The organism is Tardiphaga sp. 42S5 (assembly GCF_034044155.1).
Taxonomy (GTDB): domain Bacteria; phylum Pseudomonadota; class Alphaproteobacteria; order Rhizobiales; family Xanthobacteraceae; genus Tardiphaga; species Tardiphaga robiniae.
In genome coordinates this window covers 4,926,819-4,939,118 of record NZ_CP139027.1, presented here as the reverse complement: position 1 = coordinate 4,939,118, position 12,300 = coordinate 4,926,819, and the positions used below count along the sequence as shown (strand labels likewise).

General features: G+C 60.8%; 14 protein-coding genes. 8 read left to right on the top strand and 6 right to left on the bottom strand.

The features are described 5' to 3' along the window. Nucleotides 1-32 precede the first annotated feature (32 nt). Complete coding sequence (locus tag SFY93_RS22995) at nucleotides 33-410, bottom strand: ArsR/SmtB family transcription factor (RefSeq protein ID WP_068731992.1); 378 nt, start codon at nucleotides 408-410, stop codon at nucleotides 33-35. A gap of 35 nt (nucleotides 411-445) precedes the next feature. Continuing rightward, entirely contained in the window at nucleotides 446-817 is a 372-nt protein-coding gene (locus tag SFY93_RS22990) for a thioredoxin fold domain-containing protein (protein WP_320444733.1), read from the bottom strand. 79 nt (nucleotides 818-896) lie between these two features. Here SFY93_RS22990 and SFY93_RS22985 point away from each other — a divergent pair, with 79 nt between their 5' ends. Beyond that, nucleotides 897-1,640 (top strand): cytochrome c biogenesis CcdA family protein, encoded by a 744-nt coding sequence (locus SFY93_RS22985; protein ID WP_320444732.1) that lies wholly within the window; start codon nucleotides 897-899, stop codon nucleotides 1,638-1,640. 21 nt (nucleotides 1,641-1,661) lie between these two features. Continuing rightward, the gene (locus SFY93_RS22980; RefSeq protein ID WP_320444731.1) at nucleotides 1,662-2,249 is read left to right on the top strand and encodes a SoxW family protein; all 588 of its coding nucleotides are present in this window, start codon (nucleotides 1,662-1,664) and stop codon (nucleotides 2,247-2,249) included. 15 nt (nucleotides 2,250-2,264) lie between these two features. On the opposite strand, the gene SFY93_RS22975 is transcribed toward SFY93_RS22980, so the two are convergent. From SFY93_RS22975 to soxA, 3 genes are read right to left on the bottom strand one after another with little or no spacing between them, the layout of a single operon-like run. Then, complete coding sequence (locus SFY93_RS22975) at nucleotides 2,265-2,765, bottom strand: GlcG/HbpS family heme-binding protein (RefSeq protein WP_414716955.1); 501 nt, start codon at nucleotides 2,763-2,765, stop codon at nucleotides 2,265-2,267. 22 nt (nucleotides 2,766-2,787) lie between these two features. Then, complete coding sequence (soxX, locus tag SFY93_RS22970) at nucleotides 2,788-3,414, bottom strand: sulfur oxidation c-type cytochrome SoxX (protein WP_320444730.1); 627 nt, start codon at nucleotides 3,412-3,414, stop codon at nucleotides 2,788-2,790. Nucleotides 3,415-3,424: 10 nt separating this feature from the next. Continuing rightward, complete coding sequence (gene soxA, locus SFY93_RS22965) at nucleotides 3,425-4,249, bottom strand: sulfur oxidation c-type cytochrome SoxA (RefSeq protein WP_320444729.1); 825 nt, start codon at nucleotides 4,247-4,249, stop codon at nucleotides 3,425-3,427. A 165-nt stretch (nucleotides 4,250-4,414) separates the two neighbouring features. Between soxA and soxY the strand changes: the two genes are divergently transcribed. The 6 genes from soxY (at nucleotide 4,415) to SFY93_RS22935 (ending at nucleotide 9,519) form a co-directional block, all read left to right on the top strand. Next, entirely contained in the window at nucleotides 4,415-4,879 is a 465-nt protein-coding gene (soxY, locus tag SFY93_RS22960) for a thiosulfate oxidation carrier protein SoxY (RefSeq protein WP_068732003.1), read from the top strand. A 48-nt stretch (nucleotides 4,880-4,927) separates the two neighbouring features. Then, nucleotides 4,928-5,257 (top strand): thiosulfate oxidation carrier complex protein SoxZ, encoded by a 330-nt coding sequence (soxZ, locus tag SFY93_RS22955; RefSeq protein ID WP_089264796.1) that lies wholly within the window; start codon nucleotides 4,928-4,930, stop codon nucleotides 5,255-5,257. Nucleotides 5,258-5,359: 102 nt separating this feature from the next. Further along, nucleotides 5,360-7,057: a thiosulfohydrolase SoxB gene (gene soxB / locus SFY93_RS22950; protein ID WP_320444728.1), complete on the top strand. Its 1,698-nt coding sequence runs from the start codon at nucleotides 5,360-5,362 to the stop codon at nucleotides 7,055-7,057. A gap of 40 nt (nucleotides 7,058-7,097) precedes the next feature. Continuing rightward, nucleotides 7,098-8,372 carry a sulfite dehydrogenase gene (soxC, locus tag SFY93_RS22945; protein ID WP_320444727.1) on the top strand — a complete coding sequence of 425 codons (1,275 nt, stop codon included), beginning with the start codon at nucleotides 7,098-7,100 and terminating at the stop codon, nucleotides 8,370-8,372. After that, the gene (locus SFY93_RS22940) at nucleotides 8,356-9,057 is read left to right on the top strand and encodes a c-type cytochrome (RefSeq protein WP_320444726.1); all 702 of its coding nucleotides are present in this window, start codon (nucleotides 8,356-8,358) and stop codon (nucleotides 9,055-9,057) included. The genes soxC and SFY93_RS22940 overlap by 17 nt, the downstream gene beginning before the upstream one ends. A gap of 72 nt (nucleotides 9,058-9,129) precedes the next feature. Then, nucleotides 9,130-9,519: a c-type cytochrome gene (locus SFY93_RS22935; RefSeq protein WP_320444725.1), complete on the top strand. Its 390-nt coding sequence runs from the start codon at nucleotides 9,130-9,132 to the stop codon at nucleotides 9,517-9,519. 14 nt (nucleotides 9,520-9,533) lie between these two features. Here the strand turns inward: SFY93_RS22935 and SFY93_RS22930 are convergent, their stop codons facing one another. After that, entirely contained in the window at nucleotides 9,534-11,501 is a 1,968-nt protein-coding gene (locus SFY93_RS22930; protein ID WP_320444724.1) for a methyl-accepting chemotaxis protein, read from the bottom strand. Nucleotides 11,502-12,300 lie beyond the last annotated feature (799 nt).

Genomic DNA, 12,300 nt, shown 5'->3' with positions numbered 1-12,300 from the left:
GCCGCGCGCCTCCGCCTGCCAGATCGGCGGCGTTATTTTTTCTTGGTCGGCGCCGGCGTGGCGCAGAAAATATCGTAGATGACCGAGATGACGCTTCGCACATCGTCATTGGCCAGGCTGTAATAGATCGTCTTGCCGTCGCGGCGGGTCTCCACCATGCCGTCGTAGCGCAGACGCGCGAGTTGCTGGGACACGGCTGACTGCCGCAGCGACAGGATGTTCTCCAGTTCGGACACCGACCGTTCGCGCTCAGCCAAAAGGCACAGCAGGAGCAGGCGGTTTTCGTGCGAGATCGCTTTCAGGAAATTGCTGGCCTTGCGGGCCTTGCGCATCAACTGGTCGAGTTCGGGGGAATACTCCGCACCGTCGCGCAGTTCGTCTTCGAGTTCGGATGGGATGATAGAAGCCATGGCAGCGTGCGTGTCCCGCGAATGTTTGAAGAGGATCAGGAACGATTGGCGTTGGGCTGTGAGTTGGTCAGTCTGGCAGCATACTTCCCGAGCAGGCTCCAGAAAGATTCGTCGTTCATGTAACCGGTGATGCGGCCGATCTCGCGGCCGTTATTGTCCACGATCAGAAAGGTCGGCGTGAAACGCACCGGCGACGCCAGTGCGACGCCGGGCGACTTGTCGCGATCCATATCGATGCGGCGCAGCGGAAGAAGCTTGGCTTCGTCGGTCCTGTCATAGACCGGCGCGATCTCGCGATTCCAGCGCGCGCACCAGACGCAGCCATCGCGCTCGAACATCAGTAGTTCGGACGCATCAGCGATGCTCGGCGACAGCGCCGCAGTCATCACCAACAATGTTGCGATCAACGAGGTTTTCAGAGGCAATTTCCACGTCATGTGCTACATATACACGAATTCGAATATTTATGCCAGAACCGGATCCGCCGTGGTGTCCTCAATCTCGTTCCTTGGTGCGCTGGGCGCAGGGCTGTTGTCGTTCTTGTCGCCCTGCGTTCTGCCGCTGGTGCCGCCCTATCTCTGCTTTCTGGCAGGCGTCAGTCTGGACGAACTCGACGATCGCGGTGGTCAGGCCGGCTGGCGACCGAACGGACGCGTGGTCGCGTTGTCCTTCGCTTTCGTGCTGGGTTTTGCCACTGTCTTCGTCGCCTTGGGCGCATCGGCATCGCTGATCGGCAAGGCGATCACGGCCTATTTCGATACGCTGGCCGTCATCGCCGGTCTGCTGATCGTCATTCTCGGACTTCACTTTCTCGGCGTCTTCCGGATCGGGCTGTTGTTTCGCGAAGCGCGCTTTCAGGCGGTGCGCAGACCGGCGGGCTTTCTTGGCGCCTATCTGGTCGGCCTCGCCTTCGCCTTCGGCTGGACGCCATGCGTTGGTCCGGTGCTGGCCGCCATTCTGATGGTCGCAGGCGCGGAAGGTGCGCCGGCGCAGGGCGCACTTCTGCTTGCGGCCTATGCGATGGGGATTGGAATTCCCTTCATGCTGGCCTCGCTGTTTTCGGGGCCTTTCATGCGGCTGATGGCGCGGCTGCGTCAGCATATGCTGGCTATCGAGAAGGTGATCGGCGCCGGCCTTGTCCTGACAGGTGTTCTGTTTTTGACTGGTGCCATGCCGCGGATTTCAGGTTGGATGCTGGAGACCTTTCCGGCCTTCGGCACGATCGGATGATGTGTGGCTCGGGAGGATCGAATGTCTGAGGTAACTGGCGTGATCACCAGACGGCATGCGCTCGCGGCCATCGGTTTCGGCGTGGTCGGGTTACGCGCTGCACCGGCATCCGCAAAGGCGACGCTCGGTGATGACGGGCTCTATCAGATGGACTGGTATCTGGAGAGCTTCCTCGATCTCTCCGAGGATCTGGCGGGCGCGACCGCCAAGGGCAAGCGCTTCGCTGTGATGTGGGGGCTCAAGGGCTGTCCGGCCTGCAAGCGCATGCACGAAAGCTACATGACCGATCCGAAGATCGAGACCTATATCCGCGACAATTTCGAGATACTGCATCTCAATCATATCGGTTCACGTGAGGTCACGGATTTCGACGGCCGCAAGCGCGGCGAGAAAGCCTTTGGCGAAGCCTATGGCATTCGCTTCACGCCGACGATCCAGTTCTTTCCGGAGACCGTCGCGGGACTGGCATCGAAAAGCGAGCAGGCGCGGGAAGTCGCGCGCATGCCCGGGCTGCTGGAGCCGACCGAGTTTCTGGCTATGTTCCGCTACGTGCGCCAGAAGGGCTACGAGACCGCGACGTTTCCGGAATGGCTGAAGAAGCAGGCGTAGTCGCTAACGACCAGGTTAAAAATCAAGCTTGTCCTGGATCGCGGCAATGCCTGCCTTGGCGCAGGCTTCGTCCGCATCCCCGCCGGGGGCGCCCGAGACGCCGATGGCGCCCAGCATTGCACCGCCGCCTTCAATCATGACGCCGCCGCCGATGATCACGACACCAGGCAGGTTGCGCAGCCCGGCCTGCATCATGCCGGGCTGGCTGATCGCATTGAGTTCGGTGGTGCTGTTGCGGAACGTCGCGGAGGTCCACGCCTTGCCGGTCGCGGTCGGCGGCGTGTGCGGTCCGGCAAAGCGATCGCGCAGCAGGACTTGCGGTGTACCGAAGCGATCGACCACGGCAACGGCGACCTGATAGCCGCGCTTCTGGCAGTCCTTCAGCGCCGCACGCGCGGCATCTAGCGCCAGTTCAAGTCCGAGGGACTTGTAACTGACGACGGCTTCTTCCGCCTTTACTGCAGATGACGCAAGCGTCGACAGGACGATGGCAATCCATGCGTTTCGCATCGTCATATCGATCCCCTCTCAGCTTCGGTTACTTGTTGACCGGCGATTCCGGATCGAACAGGAAAGCCACAATATCCTTGATCTGCTGTTCGCTCAGCACCTTGTTGACGCCGAAGCGCGGCATGTTCGAGCAGGCGAACATGGCTTGCGAGTCGTAGACCTTGGTGAAGGCGTTCTTGATTTCCTGCGGATCGTATTTGCGATCCTTGCCGTAATTGGTCAGGCTCGGCCCGAGCGTGCCGTAGCTGACTTCCTTCTGCTCCATCTGATGGCAGGCGTAACAGTTGCCGCCGGCGACCGTATCAGGCGGATCCGAGAACTGGCCGCCGCGGCCGTTATTGGCGATCTTCGCGCCTTCCTTCCAGTTGCCGAGAAATTTGCCGTCGGCGGGATACACCACCCGCGCCAGTTCGCGCGCGGTGATCTTGTCGGCTTCCGCGCTGGGCACCTCGTTGTGAAAGGCATTGCAGGTCTTGAGCGTTTCGTCCGGCTCGATGCGGGCCTGCCATTCCGGCGGCGCCTTGCCGAAGGTGGATTTCATATAGGCATCGACGAGGGCCGGATCCGGCGCCTTGGCAGCGGTCTGCGCCGATGCGGATGTCGTGAGCGAGCCTGCTGCGAGAACGAGCGCGGCGAGTGTCAAAACGCGTTTCATCCCGGGCTCCTTATCGCTTGATCGACGGAACGTTGAGTTCGCCGGCCACCGCTTGTTTCTGCAGGAAAGAGGTGAGGGCGGTCAGTACGTCCGAGCCGTATTCCGGCACGGGCCAGCGCTGCTGGCGGAAGCAATCCCACAGGCGGTGCTGCATGGTGCGCAACGCGCCCTGCGAGACGCGGTAGGTCGGCCAGCCGCCCATGGTTTCCTGCGCCGGCTTGCCGGGCTTGGAGAAGTTCGGCAGTCCCTGCAGCCGGATGCGCTTGCCGTCGTCGGCATGGCAGGTGGCGCAGGAGAAATCGTTGACGCCGCCGCGGCGATAGAAGAGGGCTTCACCGACCGCCACCATCTCCTGCTCCTTGGGATGGCTCAGCGGAATGTCGATCTTCATGCCGTTCGATTTGTTGGCGATGTAAGCGACGAGGTCTTCCATGTCCGACGCACGGCCCGGGCCTGAAAAGCGCCGCGCGACGACATCCTTGGTGTCGAGACCCTGAATGTTCTGCATGCACCACAGCAGGCGCTGTTCGAGGTCCATGACCTTGTCGGCATCTGCGAAGTAGCGCGGCAATTGCGCGAAGGCGCCTTCGAGCTTGCCGGCGCCGAGACCGAGGTTGCAGGTTTCCAGCGAGACGTTCTTGGTGCCGCGGGCTTCGCTCCACAGCGCTTCGCCGCGGTCGACGGCGAGATAGCCGGGATTGGACATCGGGTCCGAGATCATCTCGCGATAACGTTCGATCTCTTTCTCGCTGGCGTCTTGCGCATGACTGCCGAAGCTCCCCGCGCAGAGTACCAGAATGGCCGCTGCCGCTGACCGAATGACGGTCTTCCTCATCTGTCCCCTCCCACATCGCCGTCTGTGCGGCACTTGTGCATTTCAGATCTTTACATTCAAGAAAAAGAATATAATGATATGTCCCAGATAAGATAGATCAGACTTGGAATCGTCAAGCGATACTATTGTAAAGGGATTGCTCAAATCCCGCAGGAGGAAGCACTCATGATTTTGAAGTCGGTCGAGAAGACCCGTCGCGAAACGCTGGCCATGGCCGCGATCGCCGGTCTCGCAGCAATCCTTGCTCCCAGACTATCGTTGGCCGATGAACAGGCCGTCGCCGCCGAAATCAAGAAGCTGTATGGCGACAAGAAATTCGAAAGCGGCAAGATCAAGCTCGACGTGCCCGAGATCGCCGAGAACGGCCTCGTGGTCCCGGTCAATGTCGATATCGAAAGCCCGATGACCGATGCCGACTACGTCAAGTCGGTGCATGTGTTCGCCGAAGGCAATCCGTTGCCGGCCGTCGTCAGCTACCGGTTCACGCCTGCCTGTGGCAAGGCCTCGGCCTCGACGCGCATGCGCCTTGCGGAAACCCAGAACATCGTCTGCATCGCCGAAATGTCCAACGGCAAGCTGCACATGGCGAAGGCCAATGTGAAAGTCACGATCGGCGGCTGCGGCGGCTAGTCGCGCGGCTTCGTTCACAGAACAGATTTATCAGGCGAGGACTTTCCCATGGCAACCAAACCAACCCCGCGCGTTCGCGTTCCGACCCAGGCCAAGCCGGGCGAACTGATCGAGATCAAGACGCTGATCTCTCACGAAATGGAATCCGGCCAGCGCAAGGATGCGGCCGGCAAGGTCGTGCCGCGCAAGATCATCAACAAGTTCACCGCAGCCTTCAACGGCAAGACGGTGTTCGAGGCCGACTGGAATCCCGCCATCTCGGCCAATCCCTATCAGTCGTTTTTCTATAAGGCTGCCGAGTCCGGCGAATTCACCTTCACCTGGAAGGATGACGACGGCTCCGACTATGTCGCGACCAACAAGCTGACCGTGGCCTGACGGATTGCAGACTTTGTATTGCAGATCCTGAATTGAAGATTCTGGATCTGACGTTCTTCTGAACATTCACCCTTCCATAGCGGAAGGGATCATAGGTGGATCATGATATCGAGGCGGGATTTCCTGCAAGCGACGGCGGCTGCGTCGGCGCTGACGATTGGAAGCGGCCTTGGCCCGCTCGGCCGCGCGGCGGCGCAGCAACGCCTGACACAGGCCGATATTCTGCGGTTCGATCCGCTGGGCACGGTGACGATCCTCTATGTCGCAGATACCCACGCGCAACTGATGCCGCTGCACTTCCGCGAGCCGTCAGTCAATCTCGGCGTCGGCGAAGTGAAGGGCATGCCGCCGCATCTCACGGATACCGAGTTTCGCAACTACTTCAAGATCGCGGCCGGCACGGCCGATGCCTTCGCGCTGACGGCTGATGATTTCGTAGCACTCGCCAAGAATTACGGCCGCATGGGCGGCATGGACCGTATCGCGACATTGATCGGCGCCGTGCGCGCCGAGCGCGGCGACGACAAGGTGCTGCTGCTGGATGGTGGCGATAGCTGGCAGGGCAGCTGGACGTCACTGCAGACCAAGGCGCAGGACATGGTCGACGTGATGTCGGCCCTGAAGCTCGACGCCATGGTCGGCCATTGGGAATTCACTTACGGCGCCGAGCGCGTCAAGCAGATCGCCGATAGCGCACCTTTCGCCTTCCTCGCACAGAACATTCGCGACAACGAATGGCAGGAGCCGGTGTTCGAGGCACGCAAGATGTTCGAGCGCGGCGGCGCCACCATCGCCGTGATCGGTCAGGCACTGCCGCGCACGGCCGTCGCCAATCCGCGCTGGATGTTCCCCAACTGGGAATTCGGCATTCGCGAAGAGGACATCCAGAAGCAGGTGGATGAAGCCCGCGCTGCCGGTGCGTCCATTGTGGTGCTGCTGTCGCATAACGGCTTCGATGTCGACCGCAAGCTGGCCGGCCGCGTGAAGGGGCTCGATGTCATCCTGACGGCGCACACCCATGACGCGATGCCAGGCCTGATCAAGGTCGGCAATACGGTGCTCGTCGCCACCGGCTCGCACGGCAAGTTCGTGTCGCGTCTCGATATCGAGGTGAAGGACAAGAAAGTTGCGGATATCCGCTTCAAGCTGATGCCGGTCTTCTCCGATGCCATCAAACCCGATCCGGCAATGACCGCGCTGGTGGAAAAGGTGAGGGCACCTTTCGCGGGGGATCTGGCGCGCGAGATCGGCAAGACGGATTCGCTGCTGTATCGCCGCGGCAATTTCAACGGCACTTTCGACGATCTGATCTGCAACGCGATGATGTCCGAGCGCGATGCGGAGATCGTGCTGTCGCCCGGCTTCCGCTGGGGCGGCACGCTGATCCCCGGTGATGCGATCACCTGGGAGCAGATCACCAACGCCACCGCGATCACCTATCCGAACTGTTATCGCAACCAGATGACCGGCACGCAGATCAAGGAAGTGCTGGAGGACGTTGCCGACAATATCTTCCACCCCGATCCTTATTTCCAGGGCGGTGGCGACATGGTGCGCATGGGCGGCATGGGCTACGCGATCGATATTTCCAAACCGATGGGTTCGCGCATTTCCGGGATGACTCATCTGAAGTCCGGCAAGCCGATCGAAGCCAGCAAGACCTACACGGTCTCGGGCTGGGCCAGCATCAATGAGAACACCCAGGGGCCGCCGATCTGGGACGTGGTCGCGGCGCATGTCGCGAAGGTGTCGACCGTGAAGATCGAACCCAACACCGCCGTCAAGGTGACCGGTTCCTGATCGCAGGCCCCTGCATTGCAGAGATACGAAAGCTGGTCGCATGACTGATCGAACCTCAACCGAAACGCTCAATCGCCGTCGCTTTCTCGGCGCAGCGGGTCTGGCCGGTGCAGCACTTTCGGCGATTCCGGCGCTCGCAGGTGAGACGGCAAAATCCGAAGCACTCATTACGGATGTGCAGGACTGGCAGCGCTATCTCGGCGATGGCGTCGACAAACATCCTTACGGCGTGCCCTCGAAGTTCGAGAAGAACGTGATCCGGCGCGATGTTCCGTGGCTCACCGCGTCGGCGGAGTCCTCGGTCAATTTCACGCCACTGCACGACCTCGACGGCATCATCACGCCGTCCGGCCTGTGCTTCGAGCGGCATCACGGCGGTGTGGCCGAGATCAATCCGGCGGATCACCGGCTGATGATCAACGGGCTGGTCGACAAGCCGCTGGTCTTCACCATGGACGACATCAAGCGGATGCCGCGCGTTAACAAGGTGTACTTCCTCGAATGCGCGGCCAATTCCGGCATGGAATGGCGCGGCAGTCAGCTCAATGGCTGTCAGTTCACGCACGGCATGATCCACAACGTGATGTATACCGGCGTGCCGCTGAAAGTGTTGCTGGATGAGGCCGGGCTGAAGCCGAATGCCAAGTGGCTGATGCTGGAGGGTGCAGACTCTGCCGGCATGAACCGCTCGCTGCCGATCGAGAAGGCGCTGAACGATGTCATGATCGCTTTCGCGATGAACGGCGAGGCGCTACGTCCCGAGCAGGGCTATCCGCTACGCGCCGTCATTCCCGGCTGGGAAGGCAATCTGTGGGTCAAGTGGTTGCGCCGCATCGAGGCTGGCGATCAGCCGTGGCAGACCCGCGAGGAGACGTCGAAATATACGGATCTGCTGGCCGATGGAAATTCCCGCAAGCATACATTCGTGATGGATGCGAAATCGGTGGTGACCAATCCGTCGCCGCAGGCGCCATTGAAGCACAAGGGCCGCAATGTGCTGAGCGGGCTCGCGTGGTCCGGGCGCGGCACCGTGAAGCGCGTTGATGTTTCGATGGATGGCGGCCGCAACTGGCAGACTGCGCGCATCGACGGCCCGGTCTTCGACAAATCCGTCGTGCGCTTCTACGTGGATTTCGACTGGACCGGACAGGAGCTGATGATCCAGTCCCGCGCCATCGACTCCACCGGCTATGTGCAGCCGTCGAAGGACGATCTGCGCAAGGTGCGCGGCGTCAATTCGATCTACCATAATAACGGCATTCAGACCTGGCTGGTGCGTTCGGGCGGGGAGACTGAAAATGTCGAAATCGGCTAATGCCCTGACACTAATGCTGGCGGCATGTCTGCTCGGCGGCACGAGTGCGCCAAGCGCTGCCCAGCAGATGGCGGGCCGCGACGCTACCAAGCCCGCCGCGAAGCTCGGGCTGGGGCGGGCGGCCACGGCTGAAGAAATCGCCGCGTGGGACACCGACGTGCGGCCGGACGGGCGCGGTCTTCCGGTGGGCAAGGGCACCGTGAAGCAGGGCGACGATTTGTTTCAGGAAAAGTGCGCGTCCTGTCACGGCGAATTCGGACAGGGCGTCGGTCGATGGCCGGTGCTTGCCGGCGGCGCCGGGACGTTGAAGGCGGACCGGCCGGACAAGACTGTCGGCTCGTTCTGGCCCGATCTGTCCACCGTGTTCGACTACATCAAGCGCGCGATGCCCTATGGTAATGCGCAGTCGCTGACCAATGACGAGGTCTATGCGCTGACGGCTTACATCCTCAGCATGAACGATATCGTCAAGGACGAGACATTCGAACTCAACGAGAAGAATTTTACGTCGATCAAGATGCCGAATGCAGCGGCGTTCTTTGAGGACGATCGTGAGACCTCAGAGAAGCAGTTCTGGAACAAGAACCCGTGCATGAAGGATTGCCGGCCAGCGCCGAAGGTCACCGGGCGGGCCATGGCCATCGACGTCACGCCTGACGGCAAGTCCGGCCCTAAGGTCGAATAGTGCGACGGCATTCTTGACTTGCCGCCCTCGCAGACACGCCACGACAATCACCGCAATCGAGGTTTGATCAGGATGACGTTTCGCTTTTCGCTGCTCGCTCTGTCGCTCGCACTGATGACAACCGATGCCATGGCGCAGGATGTTGCAGCCGGGGAGAAGTCCTTCAACAAGTGCCGCGCCTGCCATCAGGTCGGTGAGACCGCGAAGAACACCGTGGGGCCGATCCTGAACGGTCTGTTCGGGCGCAAGTCCGGCACCGTAGCGGGCTACAATTACTCCGACGCCAACAAGAATTCCGGCCTGACCTGGGATGATCAGGTGTTCACCGACTATATCAAGGACCCGAAGGGCAAGATCCCCGGCACCAAGATGAGCTTTGCCGGCATCAAGAACGAGCAGGAGATCAAGGATCTCGCCGCGTTCCTGAAGCAGTTCGCGGGGGACGGCAAGAAGGGCAGCTAAAGCGCTGTCACTTCTTAAGCGGCCCTGATGCTCGCCAGGAAGCGGTCGACTTCGTTGCGCAGCACTTCTGATTGCGACGCGAGTTTTGTCGCCGAGCCCAGCACCTCCTGCGCCGCAGAGCCGGTCGTGGAAATGCCCGACGTCACGCTGGAGATGTTGCGAGACACGTCGTCGGTACGCGCCGCTGCTTGATTGACATTGCGGGCAATCTCCTGGGTTGCAGCACCCTGTTCTTCAATAGCTGCGGCAATAGCCGACGAGATCTTGTCCACCTCGTCGATGGTGGCGCAGACCGCCTGGATCTCCTCCACCGCGGCGTTGGTCTCGCCCTGGATTGACGCGATCTGGGCGCGGATTTCCTCGGTGGCCTTGGCGGTCTGGGTCGCCAGCGATTTGACTTCACCCGCCACGACCGCAAATCCCTTGCCAGCCTCGCCGGCGCGCGCCGACTCGATGGTGGCATTCAGCGCCAGAAGATTGGTCTGGCTGGCGATGTGATTGATCAAGGCGACGACCTCGCCGATCTTCTGGGCCGCAGCGGCCAGACTCTGCATGCGCGCATTGGAGCGCCGTCCGCTGTCGGCGGCCTTTCCGACCGCAGCGGAAGATTGCGCCAGTTGCCGGTTGATCTCGCCGATCGAGGACGACAGCTCTTCCGACGCTGCAGCGACGGTCTGCACATTGTCGGTCGCCCACAATGACGCATCGGAAACTTCGTTGGACTGGATCCGGCACTGTTCGACCACTGACGACATCGACTGCGCCGTGTTCTGCATGTCTGCCGCAGCCGATGAGACGTGGTCAACGACCTTGCGGACATTGCCCTCGAAGCTGTCGGCGAGCGAGGCGAAGATCGCACGTTTTTCCTGTTCGGCGCGTGCAGCACTCGCATCCTGGTCAGCCTGAAAGTGGCTGACCCGGATTGCGTTTTGCTTGAAGACCTCGACCGCCTGCGCCATCTGGCCAACTTCGTCCTTGCCGCGATGTTGCGGCAGGGCGACCGACAGATTTCCTTCGGCGAGTTCGCGCATCGCCTGCGTGATGGCAAGAATTGGTCGCGAAATGCCGCGGGCAATCAGAAGGCCCCCGGCGGCAGCTAGCACCAGACAGATCGCTGCGATACTGGCGGCCAGCAGACGCGCGTGCGCGATGGACGCCGCATATTCGCTGTTGTCCATGACGATCTCGACGGCGCCGATGGATTGACCGGAGAAGTCCTTGATTGGTCCCAGCAGGGCGACCACGGGTGTCGTCTTCATCTCGCCCTGCCGGACGATGAAACTGCCGTTCGTAGCGTTGCGATAGGCGTCGGCATCAAAGAAACTCGTGCTGCCCAGCGTACCGCCGAAGGTTTTGAAGCCGTCATTCCCTGCGAGATAGAACGCGACGTCGACGCTGCGCGCGCGCTTGAACTCGTCGAAGAAGCCCTGTCCGAACGTCAACCCGAACTCGACAGTGCCGAGATGTTTGTCTTTCTGTGCAACCGGCACGACGCCGCGAATGCCGAGGCCGGCGACGCCGCCTTCCAGGCCGACAACGGGTTTCATTGTCGAATTGGCCACGACCACGGTCTTGCGGAAGCCGGTCAGATCATCGCCGAACTTGGCAGGCTGATGCACCCGGAACTGGGATAATCCCGATGGCGTATGGAACTGAAATTGGTCGACGCCGTAGTCCGACTTGAGCTGGGCGAAGCCCGGTCCGAACAACTGCAACAGCGCGTCGCGATCGTTACGTGCGACCGCGTCCTGCACCGCCGGAATGGTTGCTACCACGGCGCTCATGGCCGCCGCCCGGCGGGATTCCTGCATCAATCGCGACTTTAGGGCATCGTAGTTGCTTTGCAGTTCACTGCGATCGGCCCGATCGACGATGCCACCGATGATCCACATGGCCCCGAAAAGCACGGCGAGGGCGGTTGCTGCCGCAGACACTGCAAGTGCTGCTGTAATGCGGGCCTTCAGGCTCAGATTTGCAAGCATGTCTTGTTCCGTCTGGCGGCGTCGCGCCGAACTACTCAACTTCTGACGAGTCTTTGGTCAACTGTAGATTGAATAGGTTAAAATACAGTCGAGCTGTCAGATGCTTGCAGATTCGTCGCGGCGACCCGCGCAAAGGGGCCGCTTACGGCGATGGCAACGGCGTTCCACCCTCGCGCAGTCAGACGACGAGCGTGATCGAAAGGCCAAGCAGCTATAATTTGTACGGTGCCGCTCAGTGCCGCGGTATGCTGGATGATGAATAGAATGCAGGCCACTGGAGGAGGCGCGCTGCCACGTTAGTTTACATCCGCCGCCGCTCTCTTAGTACTGCTGTTGGCACAACTCTTGCTCGCCGCAATAAAGAGATAGGGCAGTAGCGGGAGTGAATCTTGAGAAACGCGTTGACCCACGGAGCGAGAAACTGGTGTGTGAACATCTGGCGTGAAATCAGGGATTCCTTGAAACACGCGCCAATGCACTAGAGCCTTTTCGGTTCTGATAGAATCAGAACCGAGGTCCTGGCTTTTTGGTTAGACGCGTTTCCAGACGCAAACCGGCCCCCACTTCGCTCGAAAACGCTCTAGCCGGATGCCGACCGTGCACCGCATGTCATCCGGACCGACGTTTTCGGCCGGTTTTCTTCGATTGGTCACCTCGCACATTTTTACCCAGCGACGGACGACGCCGCCTTCGGGCTTTTCACCTACGGCAAGAGCAACCTCTGAACCATACTGAAATCCGTCGAACCGCATAGGTTCTTTCGATTTCTGCAACGAAGCGGGTCTCTCTAAGGTTCAAA

Coding starts and splice junctions, on each gene's coding strand:
- soxA (WP_320444729.1), bottom strand. CDS start 4,249: ATGAGGAAGACCGTCATTCGGTCAGCGGCAGCGGCCATTCTGGTACTC.
- soxZ (WP_089264796.1), top strand. CDS start 4,928: ATGGCAACCAAACCAACCCCGCGCGTTCGCGTTCCGACCCAGGCCAAG.
- SFY93_RS22930 (WP_320444724.1), bottom strand. CDS start 11,501: ATGCTTGCAAATCTGAGCCTGAAGGCCCGCATTACAGCAGCACTTGCA.
- SFY93_RS22995 (WP_068731992.1), bottom strand. CDS start 410: ATGGCTTCTATCATCCCATCCGAACTCGAAGACGAACTGCGCGACGGT.
- SFY93_RS22935 (WP_320444725.1), top strand. CDS start 9,130: ATGACGTTTCGCTTTTCGCTGCTCGCTCTGTCGCTCGCACTGATGACA.
- SFY93_RS22980 (WP_320444731.1), top strand. CDS start 1,662: ATGTCTGAGGTAACTGGCGTGATCACCAGACGGCATGCGCTCGCGGCC.
- soxB (WP_320444728.1), top strand. CDS start 5,360: ATGATATCGAGGCGGGATTTCCTGCAAGCGACGGCGGCTGCGTCGGCG.
- SFY93_RS22940 (WP_320444726.1), top strand. CDS start 8,356: ATGTCGAAATCGGCTAATGCCCTGACACTAATGCTGGCGGCATGTCTG.
- SFY93_RS22975 (WP_414716955.1), bottom strand. CDS start 2,765: ATGACGATGCGAAACGCATGGATTGCCATCGTCCTGTCGACGCTTGCG.
- soxC (WP_320444727.1), top strand. CDS start 7,098: ATGACTGATCGAACCTCAACCGAAACGCTCAATCGCCGTCGCTTTCTC.
- soxX (WP_320444730.1), bottom strand. CDS start 3,414: ATGAAACGCGTTTTGACACTCGCCGCGCTCGTTCTCGCAGCAGGCTCG.
- soxY (WP_068732003.1), top strand. CDS start 4,415: ATGATTTTGAAGTCGGTCGAGAAGACCCGTCGCGAAACGCTGGCCATG.